The organism is Alteromonas sp. ABV4_515, from assembly GCF_056160345.1.
Map to the genome: position 1 here is coordinate 433,518 of NZ_JBSWWZ010000006.1, position 21,150 is coordinate 454,667.

The 21,150-nt window shown below is 48.3% G+C and carries 19 protein-coding genes; 16 read left to right on the forward strand and 3 right to left on the reverse strand.

Annotated elements, in window-relative coordinates; translation table 11 throughout:
- The first annotated feature begins 157 nt into the window (after positions 1-157).
- The 11 genes from ACXAGX_RS16225 to ACXAGX_RS16275 all read left to right on the forward strand — a co-directional run bounded on the left by ACXAGX_RS16225 (position 158) and on the right by ACXAGX_RS16275 (position 12,787).
- The gene (locus tag ACXAGX_RS16225; protein ID WP_474818146.1) at positions 158-1,750 is read left to right on the forward strand and encodes an anthranilate synthase component 1; all 1,593 of its coding nucleotides are present in this window, start codon (positions 158-160) and stop codon (positions 1,748-1,750) included.
- Positions 1,750-2,364 (forward strand): aminodeoxychorismate/anthranilate synthase component II, encoded by a 615-nt coding sequence (locus ACXAGX_RS16230; RefSeq protein ID WP_474839561.1) that lies wholly within the window; start codon positions 1,750-1,752, stop codon positions 2,362-2,364. Before ACXAGX_RS16225 ends, ACXAGX_RS16230 begins: the two co-directional genes overlap by 1 nt.
- Positions 2,357-3,391 (forward strand): anthranilate phosphoribosyltransferase, encoded by a 1,035-nt coding sequence (trpD, locus tag ACXAGX_RS16235; protein WP_474818144.1) that lies wholly within the window; start codon positions 2,357-2,359, stop codon positions 3,389-3,391. The genes ACXAGX_RS16230 and trpD overlap by 8 nt, the downstream gene beginning before the upstream one ends.
- Entirely contained in the window at positions 3,384-4,784 is a 1,401-nt protein-coding gene (gene trpCF, locus ACXAGX_RS16240) for a bifunctional indole-3-glycerol-phosphate synthase TrpC/phosphoribosylanthranilate isomerase TrpF (protein WP_474839563.1), read from the forward strand. Before trpD ends, trpCF begins: the two co-directional genes overlap by 8 nt.
- A gap of 23 nt (positions 4,785-4,807) precedes the next feature.
- On the forward strand, positions 4,808-6,001 hold the full coding sequence (trpB, locus tag ACXAGX_RS16245) for a tryptophan synthase subunit beta (protein ID WP_474818142.1): 1,194 nt from the start codon (positions 4,808-4,810) through the stop codon (positions 5,999-6,001).
- Positions 5,988-6,794: a tryptophan synthase subunit alpha gene (gene trpA, locus ACXAGX_RS16250; RefSeq protein ID WP_474818141.1), complete on the forward strand. Its 807-nt coding sequence runs from the start codon at positions 5,988-5,990 to the stop codon at positions 6,792-6,794. Before trpB ends, trpA begins: the two co-directional genes overlap by 14 nt.
- Before the next feature lie 25 nt (positions 6,795-6,819).
- Positions 6,820-7,119, forward strand: a complete 300-nt coding sequence (locus ACXAGX_RS16255) for a YciI family protein (protein WP_474839565.1) — start codon at positions 6,820-6,822, stop codon at positions 7,117-7,119.
- A 175-nt stretch (positions 7,120-7,294) separates the two neighbouring features.
- Positions 7,295-7,570 (forward strand): PepSY domain-containing protein, encoded by a 276-nt coding sequence (locus tag ACXAGX_RS16260; protein ID WP_474839567.1) that lies wholly within the window; start codon positions 7,295-7,297, stop codon positions 7,568-7,570.
- An 8-nt stretch (positions 7,571-7,578) separates the two neighbouring features.
- Entirely contained in the window at positions 7,579-8,253 is a 675-nt protein-coding gene (locus ACXAGX_RS16265) for a response regulator transcription factor (protein ID WP_070126772.1), read from the forward strand.
- Entirely contained in the window at positions 8,250-9,575 is a 1,326-nt protein-coding gene (locus ACXAGX_RS16270) for an ATP-binding protein (protein WP_474839569.1), read from the forward strand. The genes ACXAGX_RS16265 and ACXAGX_RS16270 overlap by 4 nt, the downstream gene beginning before the upstream one ends.
- A 401-nt stretch (positions 9,576-9,976) precedes the next feature.
- Positions 9,977-12,787, forward strand: coding sequence for a bifunctional aconitate hydratase 2/2-methylisocitrate dehydratase (locus tag ACXAGX_RS16275; protein ID WP_474839571.1), 2,811 nt, complete (start codon positions 9,977-9,979; stop codon positions 12,785-12,787).
- Between the two features lie 121 nt (positions 12,788-12,908).
- Here ACXAGX_RS16275 and ACXAGX_RS16280 read toward each other — a convergent pair whose 3' ends face one another.
- Positions 12,909-13,238, reverse strand: a complete 330-nt coding sequence (locus ACXAGX_RS16280) for an MliC family protein (protein ID WP_474818134.1) — start codon at positions 13,236-13,238, stop codon at positions 12,909-12,911.
- 170 nt (positions 13,239-13,408) lie between these two features.
- Between ACXAGX_RS16280 and fdhD the strand changes: the two genes are divergently transcribed.
- From fdhD to ACXAGX_RS16295, 3 genes are all read left to right on the forward strand, one after another.
- On the forward strand, positions 13,409-14,191 hold the full coding sequence (gene fdhD / locus ACXAGX_RS16285; RefSeq protein WP_474839573.1) for a formate dehydrogenase accessory sulfurtransferase FdhD: 783 nt from the start codon (positions 13,409-13,411) through the stop codon (positions 14,189-14,191).
- Positions 14,181-16,451, forward strand: a complete 2,271-nt coding sequence (locus ACXAGX_RS16290) for an FdhF/YdeP family oxidoreductase (RefSeq protein ID WP_474839575.1) — start codon at positions 14,181-14,183, stop codon at positions 16,449-16,451. Before fdhD ends, ACXAGX_RS16290 begins: the two co-directional genes overlap by 11 nt.
- Before the next feature lie 120 nt (positions 16,452-16,571).
- On the forward strand, positions 16,572-17,465 hold the full coding sequence (locus ACXAGX_RS16295) for a pepsin/retropepsin-like aspartic protease family protein (protein ID WP_474818131.1): 894 nt from the start codon (positions 16,572-16,574) through the stop codon (positions 17,463-17,465).
- Positions 17,466-17,550: 85 nt separating this feature from the next.
- On the opposite strand, the gene ACXAGX_RS16300 is transcribed toward ACXAGX_RS16295, so the two are convergent.
- Positions 17,551-18,384 (reverse strand): PEP-CTERM sorting domain-containing protein, encoded by an 834-nt coding sequence (locus ACXAGX_RS16300; RefSeq protein ID WP_474818130.1) that lies wholly within the window; start codon positions 18,382-18,384, stop codon positions 17,551-17,553.
- 198 nt (positions 18,385-18,582) lie between these two features.
- Positions 18,583-19,626 carry an AI-2E family transporter gene (locus tag ACXAGX_RS16305; RefSeq protein ID WP_070126779.1) on the reverse strand — a complete coding sequence of 348 codons (1,044 nt, stop codon included), beginning with the start codon at positions 19,624-19,626 and terminating at the stop codon, positions 18,583-18,585.
- A gap of 82 nt (positions 19,627-19,708) precedes the next feature.
- Here ACXAGX_RS16305 and folX point away from each other — a divergent pair, with 82 nt between their 5' ends.
- Positions 19,709-20,074 (forward strand): dihydroneopterin triphosphate 2'-epimerase, encoded by a 366-nt coding sequence (gene folX / locus ACXAGX_RS16310; RefSeq protein ID WP_474818129.1) that lies wholly within the window; start codon positions 19,709-19,711, stop codon positions 20,072-20,074.
- Positions 20,075-20,084: 10 nt separating this feature from the next.
- The gene (locus ACXAGX_RS16315) at positions 20,085-20,981 is read left to right on the forward strand and encodes a TIGR01777 family oxidoreductase (protein WP_474839577.1); all 897 of its coding nucleotides are present in this window, start codon (positions 20,085-20,087) and stop codon (positions 20,979-20,981) included.
- Positions 20,982-21,150 lie beyond the last annotated feature (169 nt).

Here is a 21,150-nt window from a genome sequence, read left to right on the forward strand (position 1 = left end):
ATGCGTAATCAATTATCAATCAGCAAAAAAATCAATGCAGTTTGGTGGTGGCACTCCCTGAATTAACGGGCGGTGTACGCGTGAGTGCGTGAAAGAACACAATAAAGGCCCGTTTTACGGGCCTTTTTTTTTAATCGCAGTTGGAGAATTTGCGACAATGAGTTTAGCGGAACTGGGCACACAACCAGGCAAAGTGGAAACCATCGAGCAGTCGGGGCAATATCTAAACGACCCGCTGGCCGCCTTCACTTTCCTGTGCGCCGACAAATCGAACGCACTGCTGTTGGAATCAGCAGAAATTGAAAGCAAAGACGACCTGCAGAGTCTGTTAATGGTAGACGCCGCCATGCGGCTGGTATGTCGTGGTAATCAGGTTATTTGCACCGCCCTCACCCCAAACGGTGAATCGGTATTGCCACTGATTGAAGCCCAGCGACCAGAGGGCATGGATGTAGTACGAGACGGCGTTACTGTTACCCTTACCTGTCATGCTGCTGACTCATCATTGGATGAAGATTCGCGATTAAAAGCCGCAAGCGTATTCGATGGTCTGCGCATGCTAGTGAAACAAATCACCCCACTACGCCAGCATCCACACGCGGTATTCTTAGGTGGTGTTTTTGCCTATGACTTGCTGGCGACCTTCGAGCAGCTACCCGACGTGCCAGACGGCGAGAATGATTGCCCTGACTATGTGTTTTATCTGGCAGAAACCTTACTCACGGTGGATCATCAGACAAAAGAAACGCACCTCGTCGGCAGTGTATTCAGTGGTCCCAATGTGGCGCAGAGCTACTTCGACATTGCTCAGCGATTAGAAAAATTGCAGGCGCGCTTACAGGACATTCCGGCAGCACCGGAGGCCGACGTCCACGCCCAGCCTGATTCCACGGATGTGGATGTCGACAAGGACGATGCTGCCTACGCCGAAGATGTGATTAACCTCAAACAACACATTCTTTCCGGCGACATATTCCAGGTGGTTCCTTCCCGTACGTTTTCGCTTCCTTGTCCCGACCCCATTGCTGCTTACGCCCAACTGAAAATCAGTAACCCCAGTCCTTACATGTTCTACATGAAAGATGAAAATTTCACGATATTTGGCGCATCGCCCGAGTCAGCAATTAAATATGAAACCCAGACTAACCAGGTAGAAATTTACCCTATCGCGGGCACCCGCCCTCGCGGCAAACGTCCGAATGGCGAAATCGATCCGGATCTAGACAGCCGCATTGAGTTAAACCTTCGTGAAGACGACAAAGAAAAAGCGGAACACATCATGCTGGTCGACCTGGCCCGTAATGACGTGGCCAAGGTAAGCCGTCCTGGCACACGCTATGTCAAAGACTTACTAAAAGTCGATCGCTATTCTCATGTGATGCACTTGGTATCCCGCGTGGTTGGCCAACTTCGCGACGACCTCGATGCGCTGCATGCTTATCAAGCCTGTATGAACATGGGCACACTGGTAGGCGCACCCAAAGTCAGTGCGGCATCGCTCATTCGTGGCGTAGAGAAAAAACGTCGCGGCAGTTACGGCGGCGCTGTGGGTTATCTGAACGGAAACGGCGATATGGACACCTGTATTGTGATACGCTCCGCCTTCGTAAAAAACGACCGCGCCTATATTCAGGCTGGTGCTGGCGTGGTTTATGATTCCGATCCGCAGTCAGAAGCCGATGAAACCCGAACAAAAGCGCAGGCGGTGATTAATGCTGTTCGCCGCGCACTCAACACAGGAGAGAAATAATGAGCAACAAAATCACTGTTTTTCTTCTCGATAACGTAGACTCGTTTACTTATAACCTGGTAGATGAATTGCGGGCGCTGGACTTACACATTATTGTATATCGCAACACCGTCGATGCAGACATGCTATTCCAGCGCATGCAAAAGGAAGCAGAACAGTCGCCGGTGCTGCTATTATTATCACCCGGGCCCGGTGCACCTCATGAAGCTGGTTGTATGCCTGCTCTACTGAAAAAGGTACAGGGCGTATTCGCGGTATTAGGCATTTGCCTGGGCCATCAGGCCATTGTGAATCACTACGGCGGCGTGGTAGACCGTGCCCGTGAGGTGATGCATGGTAAATCATCGCCCATTACCCATAGCGGTGATGCTATGTTTGCGGGATTAGCGCAGCCGCTGCACGTAGCGCGCTATCACTCACTGGTTGCCACTTCACTGCCAGATGGCCTTGAAACCATTGCTAGCTTCGGCGATAACACCATGGCGGTGTATCACCCTGAAGATAAAATGCTGGGATTCCAGTTCCATCCTGAGTCCATACTCACAGCCGACGGCAGTAAGCTGTTATTGCAAAGTATCCACTATTTAACCGACAAGGAAATCGAACATGTATGATGCGTCAGTTGCACTTGAAGCTCTGTTTGCCAAAGAGCACCTGAGTCAGGCTCAATCGTTTTCTTTGTTCAACAGCATTATGCATGGTGAGCAACCTGAAACGATTCTCGCTACCGTACTCACTGCACTGAAACTAAACGGTGAGTCACCGAACGAAATCGCGGGTGCCGCCAGTGCCATGGTGTCCAACGCACTGCCGTTTCCAACGCCGGATTACGCCTTCGCTGATATCGTAGGTACCGGTGGTGATGGCCATCACACGATCAATATTTCCAGCGCTGCGGGCGTGGTTGCCGCCAGTTGCGGTGTGAAAGTCGCAAAGCACGGTAATCGCAGTGTGTCGAGTAAATCCGGCTCGGCGGATATTTTCCGCCAGTTCGGTATTAATTTAGAAATTAGTCCAGAAACTGCGCGAAAATGTTTGGATGATGCTAACTTCTGCTTTCTGTTCGCACCGGTTTATCACTCCGGAATGCGACATGCCGCGCCCGTCCGCGCCGCGCTGAAAACCCGCACTATTTTTAATATTCTTGGCCCCTTGGCCAACCCTGCCGGGCCGAGCCACGGCTTGTTTGGTGTGTATTCGCCGGATTTGCTGGAACCTTATGCCCGTACATTAATGTTGTTAGGTCAGCATCGCGCCATGATTGTACACGGCGCCGGATTAGATGAACTGGCTTTGCATGGTGAATCGCAAATTATTGACCTTGAGCACGGCGACTTACGTTCGCTCACCGTCACCCCAGCAGACTTTGGTTTGCCGACCTATCCCCTTGAAGCCATTGCTGGCGGTGAACCAGAAGATAACCGCAAGATGGTGGAAGCCGCTCTGGCCGGTGAAGGCGAGGAAGCCCACCGCGCCGCTATCGCGATGAACTGTGGTGCCTTGTTGAAATTAACTGACACCGTTACCAGTTTTAAAGAAGGCGCGGAAATGGCCATGGACGCGATGAGCCAGGGTAAGCCCTTAACCACATTAAATGCAGTAGCTGAAATCAGTCATCAGGAGAGTAGTACCGATGAGTAATGTGTTAGAACGCATTGTTGCCGATAAGCGCGTAGAAATTGATGCCCTCAAGGCGGCAAAACCACTGGAATCGTTTAAGGATTCACTGACGCCGTCGAAGAAAAGTTTATTCGACGCCCTGAGCCAGCCTAATGCCGGTTTTATTCTTGAGTGCAAAAAAGCGTCCCCCTCAAAAGGCCTCATTCGCCCGGTATTCGATTTGGACGAAATTCTCGCGGCCTATAAACCCCATGCGGCGGGCATCTCGGTGCTCACTGACGAAAAGTATTTCCAAGGTAGTTTCGAATACCTTGCCTACGTTACCGAACGCGTTGAACAACCTGTACTGAACAAAGATTTTTTTGTCGAGGCGTATCAGGTCTATTTGGCCCGTCATTATAATGCCGATGCCATTCTGCTAATGCTGAGTGTGTTAAGCGACGACGAATACCGTGAACTGGCAACCCTTGCCGACGCTCTGTCGCTGGATATTCTTACCGAAGTCAGTAACGAAGAAGAAATGGTTCGCGCCATTGCGCTACAAGCCAAAATCATCGGTATCAACAACCGTGATCTTCGAGATCTGTCTACGGATTTGGCTACCACTGAAAAGCTGTTACCCATGGTTGAAAAAGCCACCCACGATTTCGTGGTTATTTCAGAATCCGGTATTTATACCCACGTAGATGTACGCCGCCTTTCAACGCTTTGTCAGGGCTTCTTAGTCGGTAGCGCATTAATGGCGCAGAAGAACCTGCCTGCTGCAGTGCGCGGTTTAATTTACGGCGACATTAAAGTGTGCGGTCTGACGAAAGTTGAAGATGCCAAAACAGTCTTCAGCCTCGGGGCTAACTACGGTGGTTTAATTTTTGCGCCGAAATCTAAACGATGTGTAACGGTGCAACAGGCGAAAACTATCGTAAACTCTGCACCGGGTCGTTATGTGGGTGTGTTTGTCGATCAGCCCATCGCTGACATCGTCGAAACCGCCACCAGTATGCATCTCCATGCGGTTCAACTGCATGGCAACGAAGACCGTGCCTATCGTCTGGCCCTGCGCGCCCAGTTACCGGCCTACTGCCAAATTTGGCAGGCTGCAGGTGTAACCGATTCACTGCCTGACAACGTGGTTGAATTACTGAACGACGATATCACCGCTGACCGCGTATTGCTGGATTGCCAAATTGGCAATGAAAAAGGCGGTACCGGTAAATCCTTCGACTGGGATCTGTTGAACAACATTAGCGATAAAACAAAATTAATCGTTGCCGGTGGCATTAACGCCGACAACCTGGTGGCCGCCCTGCAAACCGGCGCGACCACCGTTGATGTGAACTCGGGCGTGGAAGACGCACCGGGTGAAAAATCTGCAGAAAAGCTGGCGGCGTTGTTTGCCACAGCCCGCCGCTACTAATTGAAAGTGCTACAGGATTATTCATGAACCAACTTGATTCAAAATTCGGGGAATTCGGCGGCATGTATGTGCCTGAACTGCTGATCCCTGCGCTTGACCAGCTTGAAAAAGCCTTTCTGGACGCAAAAGACGATCCGGCTTTTCAGGAAGAATTCACCTCTTTGCTAAAAGACTACGCAGGTCGCCCTACGGCCATGACGTTAACCCGTAATCTGGTTAGCAACCCGAAAGTAAAACTCTACCTAAAGCGTGAAGACTTGCTTCATGGCGGTGCCCACAAGACCAATCAGGTGTTAGGTCAGGCTCTGCTCACCAAGCGCATGGGTAAAACCGAAGTTATCGCCGAAACCGGCGCCGGTCAGCACGGTACAGCTACCGCCCTCGCTTGCGCCCTGTTGGGTTTGAAATGCCGTATTTATATGGGTGCTAAAGACGTTGAACGTCAGGCACCTAACGTGTTCCGTATGCGCTTAATGGGTGCGGAAGTGATTCCGGTTAATGCTGGTTCAGGCACCTTAAAAGATGCGGTAAACGAAGCCTTGCGTGACTGGTCTGCCAATTACGACAAAGCGCATTACCTGCTGGGTACAGCGGCGGGTCCTCATCCGTTCCCACACATTGTACGTGAATTCCACCGCATGATCGGTGAAGAAACCCGCGCACAAATTCTAGAAAAAGAAGGCCGCTTGCCTGACGCGGTCGTTGCCTGTGTTGGCGGTGGTTCTAACGCTATTGGTATGTTTGCTGACTTCATCGACGAACCGTCAGTGCGTTTGATTGGTGTTGAGCCTGGTGGTAAAGGCCTGCATACCGGCGAACACGGTGCCACTATCTGTACCGGTTCGAAAGGTATTCTGCACGGTGCGTACACCTACATCATGCAAGATAAAGAAGGCCAGATTGAGGAAAGCTATTCGGTCTCTGCCGGTTTGGATTATCCAGCTGTTGGCCCGCAGCATGCCCATTTGGCGGCAACCGGTCGTGCTGAGTACGTATCGGTAACTGACGAAGAAGCGCTGAACGCGTTCCAGTTGCTGGCTCGCAAAGAAGGCATCATTCCTGCGCTTGAATCTTCGCATGCACTGGCTCACGCGCTGAATATGGCAGATGAAGCAGACGAGGAAACCGTGATTGTGGTGAACCTTTCTGGCCGTGGTGACAAAGATTTAGGTCACGTGATCAAGATTCTGGGAGAAGATTTCAATGGATCGCTATGAAGCAATGTTCGCGCGCCTGAACGACAAAAATGAAGGCGCATTTGTCCCATTCGTGATGGTGGGCGACCCGGATATCGAGACGTCGGAAAAAATCATTTGTCAGTTAATCGAAAGCGGTGCCGACGCATTGGAATTGGGTATTCCCTATTCCGACCCTATTGCTGATGGTCCGACAATCCAGGCTGCTGCCATTCGTGCGCTAGAAAACGGCGTGACCCCAGGTAAGTGTTTCGAAATGTTGGCTCGCGTACGCGCGAAATATCCTGACACGCCAATTGGCTTACTGCTGTACAGTAACCTGGTGGTCGTTCACGGCATCGACCATTTCTACGGCTTGGCAAAAGACGCGGGAGTGGATTCTATTCTGGTTGCAGATGTGCCCCTACGCGAAGCAAAACCTTTCTTGGATGTGGCAAACCAAACGGGTGTAGCGCAAATTTTGATTGCGCCACCCAACGCCACTGAAGAAACGTTACAACAAATTGGTGAACACTCTCGCGGTTATACTTACCTGCTTGGTCGCGCAGGTGTAACCGGTGTCGAAACGGCTGCTGATGTGCCTGCAGAAGCGCTGATCAGCAAGTTGTCTGACTACCAATGTGCCCCCCCTATTCTTGGTTTTGGTATTTCAACCCCAGCCCAAGTTACTACCGCCATTCAAGCAGGTGCCGCAGGCGCCATTAGTGGCTCAGCGACGGTGAACATTATTGCTAATCACCTCGACGACGTGCCCACCATGCTGGAAGCGTTGAATCGTTTTGTTAGCGATATGAAAACGGCCACCGCAAAGTAGCGGAAAACAGATAAAGGAATCATTCATGTTTTATATGATTTGTGCCACTGATGTGGAAAACAGCCAGGAAAAACGTCTCGCTGCACGCCCTGATCACCTTGCGCGTTTGAATGCACTGAAAGACGAAGGTCGCTTATTAATCGCAGGCCCTTTTCCGGCCATCGACAGCGACGACCCGGGTCCTGCGGGTTTCACAGGTTCACTGGTAGTTGCCGAGTTCGACTCGCTAGAGATGGCAAAAGCGTGGGCTGAGGCCGATCCTTACGTAGCAGCTGGGGTTTATGCCGATGTGGTGGTTAAACCTTACAAGAAAGTACTTCCATAAGTACAACAGCCTTTAACAATGGGAGCCAAATGGCTCCCGTTTTTTTAACAGTATGAATGTTCGTGGTTTAGCTGCCTTCAGGGATGATTCAGGCAATGTTCATTTAACGTGGTTATGCTAGGATACCAACATGAGGAACATTGTTTACCTGTGCTGGTTCACCTGTTGAGGCTGTATGAATATTTTAAAAATCATGACCGTTGCGGTTTTTCTGTTGGCAGTGCCATTGTCGCAGCAAGCACACGCGCGTCAGGATAAACAGGCAACCCAGCAGATAGACCGCAGTCAGGCTGCTGCCAAAGCACAGCAACAGGTAAAAGGACGTGTACTCCGCGTGGATCAGACCCGCTCTGCATACCGGGTTAAAATGTTAAAGAAAAATGGCCGGGTGATCTCCGTTGACGTGGATAAGAACACAGGACGGGTTCAGCCGGTAAAAGAAAAGGACTAACGCCAACCATGCGTGTTTTAATTGCCGAAGATGACAGTCGCCTGCTAACCCAACTTGATAGCCTGCTGCAACAACATGGTTACAGTGTAGATTTAGCCGATAACGGCAATAATGCTTTATATCAACTCGTAGAAGTCAGTTACGATGCCGCAATTGTTGATATTGGCTTGCCCGGCATTGATGGTTTTGACGTTATTCGAACCGCCCGTCAAAAAGATATCAAGACCCCTATCCTCATTCTCACAGCCCGAGATCGTTGGCAAGAGAAAGTAGAAGGCCTGGACGCCGGGGCCGATGATTACCTCACGAAACCTTTTCACAACGAAGAACTTCTGGCCCGGGTGAAAGCACTTATCCGACGCTCATCGGGTCAGGCGAACCCCACCATTCAGTTTGGTCCGGTTTCGTTAGATACGGTTGCCGAAGAAATCACCTTGCACGAAGAACGCTTAGAATTAACTGCGTACGAATACAAGGTAATGGAATACCTGATGCTAAACCCGCAGAAAATTGTGTCGAAAACCGAACTTACCGAACACATATACGACCAGGATTTCGACCTCGACAGTAATGTCATTGAAGTGTTTGTTGGCCGTCTGCGTAAAAAACTCGACCCCGATGGTTCACTCAAACCCATCGAAACCCTGCGTGGCCGCGGTTACCGTTTGAATCGGGATCTATGACCAACCTTTCTTTGCGTTTACGTAGCATTTTATTGGCCTTAGTGGCGCTGGTTGTGTTCATCCCTGTTACGGTGATTACCCTCGACAAGGCCTATACAGAAAGCCTGACCCAAGCGAAACACAATGAACTGAAACTGATGAATCTGGCGCTGGTTTCTGCCTTCGAATTAGATGGCGACACACCTTACATGCCAGAAGTACTGTATGAAGAGCAGCTAAATTTGCCCGATTCAGGCTATATCGGGCTGATTATTTTTCGCGACAAAGTGGTTTGGAAGTCTGCATCGGCATTGAACAACGCAGTGATTTCTCAGCCGCCTTCGCCTGACGTGGGTGATGAACGATTTGTCACCGAAGACAGCGGCGCACTGTCTAATATGGACAGTTATTTCTCTTACGCCTTTACCGCCGAATTCGCCTCTGATTCAGGCTTTGAAGCCGTCCATTTCTATATTCTGAACAATCGTGCAGAGTTTAATATTGAACGGGATGCGTACCTGGATACCCTTTGGCAATGGTTGTTGTTGCTAAGCGCAGGGCTTCTGATTTTATTGATTGTGGGTATTAATGTGGTATTGGCCCCGGTTCGCGGCCTTATTCGCGAAATACGTTTAACGGCAAGCGGTCATCAACCGGCCTTGGATAACACTTATCCGGTTGAGTTCACCCCGCTTAAAAACAGTATAAATCGCTTGTTGGAGGCAGAAGCCCAACAGCGCAGCCGTTATAAAAACAGTCTAGGCGACCTCGCTCATAGTCTTAAAACCCCGCTGGCCGCCGCTATGGGCACGCCTGCCCTGCCTGATGACGCTTATGAATCTTTGGTACAGATTGATCACATCATCCAACGTCAGTTAAAACGTGCGGCAGCAGCAAAGTCTGGTTGGCAAGCCAGCGTCGATGTCGCGCCAGTGGTAGATAAACTATTTAGTGCTATGCTGAAAGTGCATCGCGTTGCGGATCTCACGCTGACCCGGGAAGGCGACGCCAGTTGCCAGTTTGAAGGCGACGGTACCGATTTAATGGAAATGCTCGGAAATGTTGTCGATAACGCCTGTAAAGCCGCCAGCAGTCGGGTATTGGTTTCATTATCGCGTCAGCAAGGTTGGAGTCATATCACCATCGAAGATGATGGGCCTGGCATACCAGACGATCAGAAAGACGTCTTGTTGGAACGAGGCGAACGTCTTGATACCTATACCGAAGGCCAAGGTATTGGTTTGGCCGTTGTTGCTGATCTTGTTGCTATTTACGAGGGGCGGTTAGATATCGCAGACAGCCACCTCGGCGGTGCGGCGATCACACTGTCTTTTCCGGTATAACAACCTGCCGTTTCCAGTGTAAAGATGTGAAAAATAACCTTAAATGCTGAGAATTCATACTGGTATAACCATAACCACTATGAATGCTTACCATAAATACAACACTATAATTTATCTTAAAAGGTAAAACCAATCTGCTCAATTCTTATTCAGAAGGAATTTGCAAAACATGCAAGCAACTGAAATTAAATGAATTAATAAAAAAATGAATTTACGAGTAAAGGAAAGAAAAATCGACATGCAACATCGCGCTAACATAAGTGGCTTGCATACGCCCAGTGGTTCACTTTCTGACATTACGTAAACACTAAAAATCAGTTAATATGTCCTTCATTTTTATACGCGTATAGCTAAGACCGTCTTAATTTTACGTCCGAAAAACCCAAGACCGAGAGAACACTATGAGTTTGTATTCAGAATATCTGGCAGAGATCGAAACCCGTAAAAAGGAATTAGGTCTTAACCCGAAGCCAATCGACAGTGCTGATCTGCTGTCTGAGATTATTGCTCAAATCAAAGATACTTCTAACGAGCACCGTGAAGACTCTTTAAAATTCTTTATTTACAACACGCTGCCAGGCACCACTAGCGCAGCGGGTGTTAAAGCACAATTCCTGAAAGAAATTGTTCTTGGCGAAGAGAAAGTAGAAGAAATCACACCAGAGTTTGCACTTGAACTGCTTTCTCATATGAAAGGTGGTCCTTCTGTTGAAGTGTTACTGGATCTGGCATTGTCTGATGACGAAGCGGTTGCAAAACCTGCTGCAGAAGTATTGAAAACTCAGGTATATCTGTACGATGCAGATACCGAGCGTCTGGAAGCGGCATATAAAGCGGGCAACCCAATTGTTAAAGATATTCTGGAAAGCTACGCCAAAGCAGAATTCTTCACCAAGCTACCTGATGTACCAGAAAAAATTGAAGTGGTTACCTACATCGCGGCTGAAGGTGATATCTCTACTGACCTGCTTTCTCCAGGTAACCAGGCTCACTCTCGTGCCGACCGTGAACTGCACGGCCAATGTATGATTACCCCTGAAGCACAACAAGAAATCGTTGAACTAGGTAAAAAGCACCCTAACGCTAAAGTCATGCTGATAGCAGAAAAAGGCACCATGGGTGTAGGTTCTTCTCGTATGTCTGGTGTGAACAACGTGGCACTGTGGGCCGGCGAGCCTACCAGCCCGTACATTCCTTTCGTAAACAAAGCCCCTGTTGTGGCTGGTACTAACGGTATCGCTCCTATCTTTCTGACAACCGTTGGTGTAACCGGCGGTATTGGTCTGGATCTGAAAAACTGGGTTAAGAAAACTGACGAAAATGGTGAAGTGATTCGCGATGCAAATGGCGACCCAGTACTGGAAGAAGCGTACTCTGTTGCTACCGGTACAGTGCTGACTATCGATACGAAAGCGAAGAAGCTCTATAACGGTTCTGAAGAACTGACTGACGTTTCTGATGCGTTTACACCGCAAAAAGTTGAGTTTATGAAAGCCGGTGGTTCGTACGCGGTAGTATTCGGTAAGCAACTGCAAACTTTTGCAGCTAAAACGTTAGGCGTAACAGCACCAGAAGTTTACGCGCCATCTAAAGAAGTATCACACGAAGGCCAGGGCCTGACTGCTGTTGAGAAAATCTTCAACCGTAATGCGGTAGGTGTAAACTCAGATTCTCCACTGCACGCTGGCTCTGACGTACGAGTTAAAGTGAACATTGTAGGTTCTCAGGACACCACAGGCCCTATGACCTGTCAGGAACTGGAATCTATGGCTGCATCAACCATCTCTCCTGTTGTTGATGGTGCATATCAGTCTGGCTGTCACACTGCATCAGTATGGGATAAGAAAGCGCAGGCTAATATTCCTAAGCTGATGTCTTTCATGAACAACTTTGGTGTTATCACTGCCCGTGACCCTAAAGGCGTTTACCACGCAATGACTGACGTTATTCACAAAGTGCTTAACGACATCACTGTAGACGACCGCGCGATCATCATCGGTGGTGACTCGCACACCCGTATGTCTAAAGGTGTGGCATTCGGCGCTGACTCAGGTACTGTTGCGCTGGCACTGGCTACAGGTGAAGCGGCGATGCCTATTCCTGAGTCTGTAAAAGTAACCTTTAAAGGTAGCATGAAAGAGCATATGGACTTCCGTGATGTTGTTCACGCAACGCAGGCGCAAATGCTCAAGCAGTTCTCTGGTGAAAACGTGTTCCAGGGCCGCGTTATCGAAGTACAAATCGGTACACTGCTGGCTGACCAGGCCTTCACGTTCACCGACTGGACTGCAGAAATGAAGGCGAAGGCCTCTATCTGTATCTCTGACAACGAGACCATGATTGCGTCACTGGAACTGGCGAAGAGCCGTATCCAGATCATGATTAACAAAGGTATGGATAACGACGCTAACATGCTGCAAGGCCTTATCGACCTGGCAGACAAGCGTATTGCTGAGATCAAGTCTGGTGAAGAGCCTGCACTGGCACCTGACGACAACGCGAAATACTTCGCAGAAGTGGTTGTTGACCTCGACCAAATCGACGAGCCAATGATTGCTGACCCAGACGTTAACAACGAAGACGTGTCTAAGCGTTACACCCACGATGTTATCCGTCCAGTTTCTTACTACGACGGTAAGCCAGTTGACCTTGGCTTCGTAGGTTCTTGTATGGTTCACAAAGGCGACATGCAAATCATTGCACAAATGCTGCGTAACCTGGAGAAACTGAATGGCTCAGTGAGCTTTAAAGCGCCACTGGTTGTTGCTCCACCAACGTACAACATCGTTGATGAGCTGAAAGCCGAAGGCGACTGGGAAATTCTGGCGAAATACGCTGGCTTCCAGTTTGACGATGCTAAGCCGAAAGAAGCTGCACGTACTAAGTACGATAACATTCTGTATCTTGAGCGTCCGGGATGTAACCTGTGTATGGGTAACCAGGAAAAAGCAGAACCAGGTGATACAGTAATTGCGACTTCAACCCGTTTGTTCCAAGGCCGTGTTGTTGCCGATACAAGCGAGAAGAAAGGTGAATCACTGCTGGGCTCTACACCACTGGTAGTACTGTCTACAGTACTGGGTCGCTTCCCAACTACAGAAGAGTACAAGCAAGCGGTTGCTGGCATCGACCTGACCAAATTCGCTCCACCTTCAGACGATCTGGCCGTTAAGCCTAAGTTTGAAGCAGATGTAGCGGTGAAGAACGTTTAATTAACGGTTCTTAGTACGATATAGAAGGCCCCGACTTGTCGGGGCTTTTTTTATGAGCAATTCAACTCTGCAATTTTTTAAAGTCCTCGAATTCGATGACTATAAATTTACACGCTGAGAATCACTCCCCGTCAATCTCAACACAATGATATTCCTCATTACTAAGGGTGAGCGTCGCTTCTTTTCCCTTACTCCAGAACACCACATCGCTGCCCGTATATTTGGCTCCGGAAGCACTGATACCCGGTGTGAGTACCATGGCATTTGCTCCAATCTGAAGCATGGCTTTATTGTTGCCGTCTACCTGAAAAATCACTGAACCGGCAACACCACAGTCGTATTGGTAAGGATGTCCGACAAGGGTTTCTTTCTCTGCACCGCTGTCACACGCGGAAAGAAAGAAAATACTGGCTGACAATGCTATGCCATGAATTAGCGTTTTTTGCTTCACGAATTTCTCCTAACGTTAGTTTCCCTGTTTTGACCGCAACAGACTTGAGACGCTTTCGGACACTTGTTATTTATGCATAAACAAAGACGAATTGCTTATACGTCTGTGCCCATTCCGTATTTTCATCTAGTATGGCTCATCTTAGCCGTTTGAACATTTTGCATACAACCATGACTAAATCCGATTCATCTTCTTACGACAACAACCGGTTGCCTTTTGACGACTCACTACTGGTTGAAGAAGTGCCTTTGGCGATCTCCGTTAACGATATCAGTCTGGTTGTCATGATGATATCTCCGGATGATATTGAAGACTTCATTACCGGTTACTTTCTTACCGAGCAAATCATTGCCGCCCCCATCGAAATTAAAGATATCCGCATTGAGCGAAATGAAACCGGGATTGAAGCCAATGTCAGCCTTACCGGCCGTCGTGAGCATCTGTTAAAGGCGCGACGTTTTTCCCGGGTCAATGCAGGATGCGGTATTTGCAATCACACGGCCCTTGAACAGGCGTTTCCGCCAATTAACACCCATGCTACTTGGCATCATTTGCCAGTCTGTGACTTCAGCACGCTCAGAGAAGCGATGGATGCACATCAGGAAAAGGCCCGCAAAACGGGGGCGCTGCATGCTGCGCTTTTTGGTGCAGGCAATGACATCATACTTGGTCGGGAAGATATAGGCCGTCATAACGCGTTAGATAAAGTGATCGGTGCTGTGCGCAAACGCATAGATAACCCTGAGGAAGGCTATCTGGTGGTAACCAGTCGCTGCGGTGCTGAACTGGTACAAAAAGCGGTGATAGCCGGGTTTTCCACATTGGTCAGCTTTTCCTCGCCCACGTCACTGGCAGTATCGTTTGCCAGGCAGCATAAATTGAATCTGGTGTTTCTACCAAGAAACAACCAGCCGGTAATTTTCTCCCAAAAGGTTCAGCAACATGGCAGTTAAATCGACTAAGGCAGGCGGGCTGCCTTCCATCAAGTCCACCGTAAATCAGCTTATCAAGAGTAAGCAGGTGCGCCAGAATATGGTGAATCTGTATCGGGTAAATAAGCACAAAGGGTTTGATTGTCCGGGTTGCGCCTGGGGCGATGAAAAAGACGGTACCTTCCGCTTTTGCGAGAATGGTGCTAAAGCCGTGGCTTGGGAGTCAACAGAACTCACTGTGGGCCCTGAATTCTTTGTTCAACATACGGTGAGTGAGTTGAATAAACAGTCTGACCATTGGCTGGAAGGGCAAGGTCGCCTCACTCACCCTCATCGCTACAACGCACAGTCTGATCGCTACGAGCCTATCAGTTGGGATGATGCCTTCGCATTAATCGCCGAAAAATTAAAAAGTCTGCACTCCCCTGACGAACTTGAGTTGTATACCTCTGGACGCGCCAGTAATGAAGCGTCGTTTATTTACCAGGTGTTTGGTCGTGCGTTCGGCACCAATAACTTTCCCGACTGCTCAAACATGTGCCATGAGGCCAGTGGCATCGCGCTGAACCAATCTATCGGTGTAGGTAAAGGCACTGTAGTACTAAAAGATTTTACACTGGCCGACACTATTTTCGTGTATGGGCAGAACCCAGGCACTAATCACCCACGAATGCTCAACGCCCTGCGCGCGGCGGCGAAACGTGGCGCCACCATTGTATCGGTGAATAATTTGAAGGAAGTGGGTTTGCAGAAATTTGCAAGCCCGCAAAAGCCTGCCGAGTTACTTGGCTTCGAAACCGTGCAAATCAGCAGTCGCTATGTATCACCGAAATTAGGCGGTGACTATGCCGTTGCCCGCGGTATGGCCAAAGCGATATTCGCCAACCACGCAGATAAAATCGATAGCAGCTTCGTAAACGACCACACCGCCGGTTTCGCGGAATACCAAACCGTGGTAGAAAGCACAAGTTGGGAAGCTATCGAACAACAAAGCGGGCTCGACAAAGCTGTACTGGAAGAATTGGCAATGCTGTTTGTCGCCTCTTCAAAAACCATTTCCACCTGGGCTATGGGCATTACCCAGCATTTATATTCGGTAGAGACCATCAAAGAAATCGTCTCTTTGCATCTGCTAACCGGCGCCCTTGGTTTGCCAGGAGCAGGCTTGAGTCCAGTCCGCGGCCACAGTAACGTTCAGGGCAACCGCACTATGGGCATTCTGGAATCGCCAAAACCTGATTTTAATCAGCGCATGAAAGATACTTTCGGGTTTAACCCACCTGAAAAACCCGGGCACCGGGTTTACGACATGTTGGCAGCGCTGCATGCGAAACAGAGTCGTGTGTTAATTTGCCTGGGCGGAAATATTGTTGCCGCAAATGCAGATACACCGTTCACTGCCGCCAGCGTAGGCAACGCCGAGTTGCTCGTCAGCATTGCCACCAAACTCAATCGTACGCATGTTACCGCGAAGCACGACGCGCTTCTGCTGCCTTGCCTGGGTCGCACAGAGGTCGATATGCAGGCAAGCGGTAATCAGGCAATAACCGTAGAAGATACCTTCAGCATGGTACATGGCTCTACCGGTACTACTGAACCGCAAAGCGATAACATTAAATCGGAAACCGAGATCATTGCTCGCATTGCAGCCCATACTCTGGGCGAAAACACGCCAGTAAACTGGCAGTCGCTGATTGATAATTACGACAATATTCGTGATTTAATTGCACAAGTAATTCCCGGATTTACCGACATGAACGAGAAAATCGCTCAGCCTGGCGGCTTTCATTTATACAATGCGGCGGCCCATCGGGAATGGAAAAATCAGGCTGGAAAAGCACTGTTTAACACAAACGCCCTGCCCGAGAATTTGTTTAACGAGGACGTGCTAGCACGCATTAAACAGCAGTCGCAGCCAGTGTTCACGATGCAAACCCTGCGCTCTCACGATCAGTACAACACCACGATTTACGGCATGAACGATCGTTATCGCGGCGTATTTGGCGAGCGTAATATTGTATTCATGAACGCTGAAGATCTCGCGAGACTGAATATTCAGGAAGGCGCACTAGTAGATATTGAAACGGTGTGGAGCGACGATGTTGTCCGCAAGGTCACTCGCTTTAAAGCACTGAGCTACGACATCCCTCAAGGCAATGTGGCAAGTTACTACCCGGAAGCAAATCCACTGGTACCATTTCACAGTGTGGGTAAATTGAGCGCCACCCCCACCTCAAAAGCAGTACCGGTGAAAATTACGCCTGTGGCGGTGATTCAATAGCCTGGGTATACCTTGCTATTCAATTAAAATGCAGCTCGCGTCAAGGTCGTTGCAAAACCTTTGCTGCGCGGATAACCTTTGATTTGAGGTAGGATTTTCAATCATATCAAGGATGATTTTATGAAGTATTTTTTAGTCTTCGTTACTTTTGTCGTTTCTCTCAGTGCGAATGCGGCAGTAACAGACTGGGTCGATTTCACATTGGAGCGGGGCCACGTATATTTACCGGTGTCTGTCGAAGGTGTGGAAACAAAAGCAATGCTCGACTCAGGCTCAAGTGTTCATGCCATCAATAAGGCGTTTGTAAATAAAAATGAACTCGATCTTGCCTCAGGAGGCAAGATGCTCATAAAGGGTGTGCACAGCACCGCAAGACGAAGCACCTACAATAACGTGAAAGTGAACCTATTTGGTGCTGATTTCACGTTAAATGATGTTGTCGAATTTAGCATGGGCCACCACTCTCGTGGATTGCTGCTCGGCGCAACTTTCTTTCACCCATTTGTGATGCAGATAGACTATCCGGCCAATAAAATTAGGCTATTGACCCGCGATAGTGTCGACATGAACAAAGCAGCAAATGTAAATTCCGCCGCGGATAAAGAACACGGCATGCCCATCGCTCAAATTGAGATTAACGGCCAACCGCTCTGGTTTCTGGTTGATACTGGCAACAGCGGCGGCATTTTTATGGAACGACGTTATGCCTCGATGGCGGGCTTATTCGAAAGCGTTGAAGGTGAAGGCTATTCATCTGGGGTAAACAGTTCAGGTATTCAGGAAGTCGCTACGGCGAAAACAGTACAATTTGGCCCTTTTGAGATTTCCGATGTGAAGGTCAGATTTCCTGCCCCAGGAGAAACGACTAATTTGGAAAGTCAGTATTCTACTACCAGCACGCGCATTAAAGGCAAACGAATAGCAGGCATTTTGGGCTACGGCTTGTTCAAAGACTTCCTGTTAACCATTGATTACCACACGGGCAAAATTCATGTGGCTTTACCCGATAGTTAAAAATCTAACTGTGAGTGGTTGGCGTTCTGTACAAATAAAAAAACCTCGGTTTTTACCGAGGTTTTTAAATTCTGCACATTGAAAGTTATCGTAATTTTCTTTTTCTTGTAAAACCGATACCAGCGGCAGCCAAGGTTAATAATGCCAACGTTCCAGGTTCAGGTACCGGTGTTGGTGTCGGTACGCCAGTCAAGCCTACATCGTATCCACGCCAGGTCTGGCCACTCTGATCAACGACAAAAACATGGTCATTAGCATATGAAAGGCTGAAATAGGAATCAAAGGAAGTTCCTGCATTCAATAAAGTGGTTTGATCAAGTAAGTTACCAGAGTAGTCCCACGCAGTAAGCGTTTGGTCAAAATAAGTAAATAAGTAATTGTCCGCTACAGCAATACCACGATTCTGTGGATAGCTGCCGGTGTAGCCGTCAAGGCTGAAAGACATACTAAAGTTACCTGTTGCATCCCAGATGTTCACAACCCCATCTATCATAGCCACGAATTCGCCGTTCTCATTCATGACAACAGAGGATTGTGAATCTAATATTCCTCCGGATAGGGTTAAGTAAGAATTAAAAACTCCAGGAGATGATTGCTGGTAAATTGTAGAGCTGTTAAAAGCTCTGGCGTAAACATTTCCACCATCGTCGGTAAAGACTGATCTGAAATCTATACCTGGGCTGTAAGTTGAAGTAGCGTTACCTGAAGAATCATATTGCGCATAGCGAACTCCGGCACCGCTTCCCCCTGATGTACTCCAGTAATTCGTTCCATCGTAGGCCAGTGTCATGCTGGTGCTACCAAGAACATCGGTAAAAGAAATGTCATCTGAGTAGCTACTATCGGAGAAAATAGGGCCTGCAATTGCATTTGCTGCACTTAGTAAGAATATGCCAGTGGCAATTGATATTTTTCTCATTTAATTAGTCCTTTAAGGTACATTAGGAAAAATTAAATTAGCAATATATGATCCATTTTTAAAAATTCCAAATTATCATAGTGTTAACTTATTTTGATATCATGTAATTTTACGCCATGTAAAGTTTACTGACACCAACAAGGTGCTATCGACTAAAAACTTGGTCAACTTAGCGCTTCTTCAGAACGTACCTATTAACTACTCTAACCTTTTCGCATCCCGTTCTGCATTACTCGACAACAGTAGCGCCAGCCACTGACTTTCCTCTCGGGATTCCAGTGCGATTTTTACTACCATGGTTAGCGGTACCGAGAGCAACATACCCACACTGCCCAGCAACCACCCCCAGAACACTAACGACAGGAATACCACCAGTGTTGAAAGTCCCATACCCCGCCCCATTAGGCGCGGTTCAACAATATTGCCCATCACCGTATTTACCGCAACGAAGGCCAGAGCTACTAAGCCCGAGGTGGGCAACCCGTATTGCACTAACGCAATAAGCACTGCTGGAATTGCGGCGATGATGGAGCCGATATTCGGAATATAGTTAAGCAGGAATGCCAACACACCCCATAACAAGAAATGGTCGACATCGAGCACCCAAAGCCACACGCCGATAATGAAACCGGTTGCCAGGCTTACCACGGTTTTAATGGCCAAATAGCTGTTTACGGACTTAATAAAGCGGTCGACGTGCTTCATTTTCATTTCCGGATCAGCCAGGGCCGTATGCAGACGCGATGGCATACTGTCAGCTTCAAACAGCATAAAGATAACCGTTAATAATATCAGGAACAGATTCGACAGCGCCCCGCCCATGCCGGTAAGGAAGTTGGTTGCCACCGACATGGCTGTGCCCGGATCAAAATGTTCAGTAAACAGTTCGCGATTAATATGAATATTGAATGTGGCAAGTCTGTCTATAATCCAGGAAAACTCGCTGTCGAGTTGTTTTCTGTACTCGGGCAAGTTTGCCTTAAAATCTGTTAATGATTGACCAACAAGGCCTGCTAGCAGGAAACCAAATACGAGAATAAGCAGTATTACTAAAGTAACCGACGCCCATCGCGGAATATTGTGCCGGGATGCCCAATTGATCACAGGGCTGCAAGCGATTGCGATAAACACCGAAAGAAAAAACGGCACCATGATAGCGCTGGCCGCTTTTATGCCGGCCAAAATGACAACCAGGCAGGCTAACACTATCATTGCCTTGGCTGTGGGAGATTTAAGTTCCATAGTGTACTTGTAAAATGATTTCCTGCGCTAAAATTAACAAATTATCGCGCCTATAGATACAACGAGACCAAAGAGAAAAATAATGACGCTGAACCAGGCTACAATTCGAATTAAAAACTTACGCCTTCGTACCTACATTGGGATCAACGACGACGAAATTGCCAATAAACAAGACGTTGTGGTTAACGCAAAGATTCATTATGACGCAATGAAAGCCACCAATACTGACGATATGCACGACGCGTTGAATTACAAGACGGTAACGAAAGCCATAATCAAACTGGTGGAAGACAACCGCTTTTCTCTTCTCGAAAAACTTACCGCAGATGTCCTTGCCGTAGCGGCAGAACATCCCTGGGTGACCTTTGCTGAAGTAGAAGTCGATAAACCCCATGCGCTTCGTTTCGCTGACTCTGTATCACTCACACTTTCCTGCACCAAAGACTAACGAGGCTGTTTTGAAAATACTGTTCACTGGCGGTACCGGGCTAATTGGCGCGGCGTTTATCAGCAAGTTCGCGCATAAATACGAGTTCACAGTTATTAGCCGTCACCCAGAAAAAGCCCGTGAGCAGTTGCCAAAAGGCGTAGACGTTATTGCAGGGCTTCACGATGTAGCCGATCTCTGCCTGTTCGATGCCGTTATCAATCTAGCAGGAGAACCCATTGCCGACAAACGCTGGACAGCACTGCAAAAACAGCGAATTTGTCAGAGCAGATGGGATATTACACAGCATCTAGTCACTCGACTGAAAGGTTGCACACATCCGCCCTCTGTATTTATCTCTGGTTCAGCCATTGGCTTTTACGGCCGTCAAGGCAATAGGCCAGTAACGGAAAGTAACTATAACGTACATGACGAGTTCACCCATCAGGTATGCCACCGTTGGGAACAGATTGCCATGCAGGCAAGCAGTGATGCTACCCGCGTATGTGTACTGCGCACGGGGGTCGTGCTGGACAAAGACAAAGGCGCGTTACCGAAAATGGCAATGCCGGTTAAATTTGGCGTGGGCGGCAAAATCGGTAGCGGTGAGCAGATCCTGTCGTGGATCCATATTGACGATATGGTCAATGCCATCGAATACTTGCTTTCGAATAATCGCTGTGAAGGCGCTTATAACCTTACGGCACCTGAGCCCGAAACTAATGCCGCGTTTACGCAAAAGCTGGCGAGCACCCTGCACCGCCCCAATATTTTCACTGTTCCTAAGTTTGCGCTGAAAATCATGATGGGTGAAGCGGCAGAAATGGTGACGACCGGCCAGCACGTCATTCCTGAAAAACTCCTGGACAGCGGGTTCAAATTCACATTTCCGGCACTAAAACCTGCACTGGAAAACATTTACCAATAAAAAAACCAAAGGCCCGGTAACTTTGCATCGGGCTGCAACTTTGTATCGGGCTGCTATTCACTCGCCTGAATACAATCAATTTTCTTAAATGAATTTTTCACATGAATAACCGCTAGTTAATTCAAAATTGAACTAAAGCATGATAAAAATATCCTAATACAATAATAAC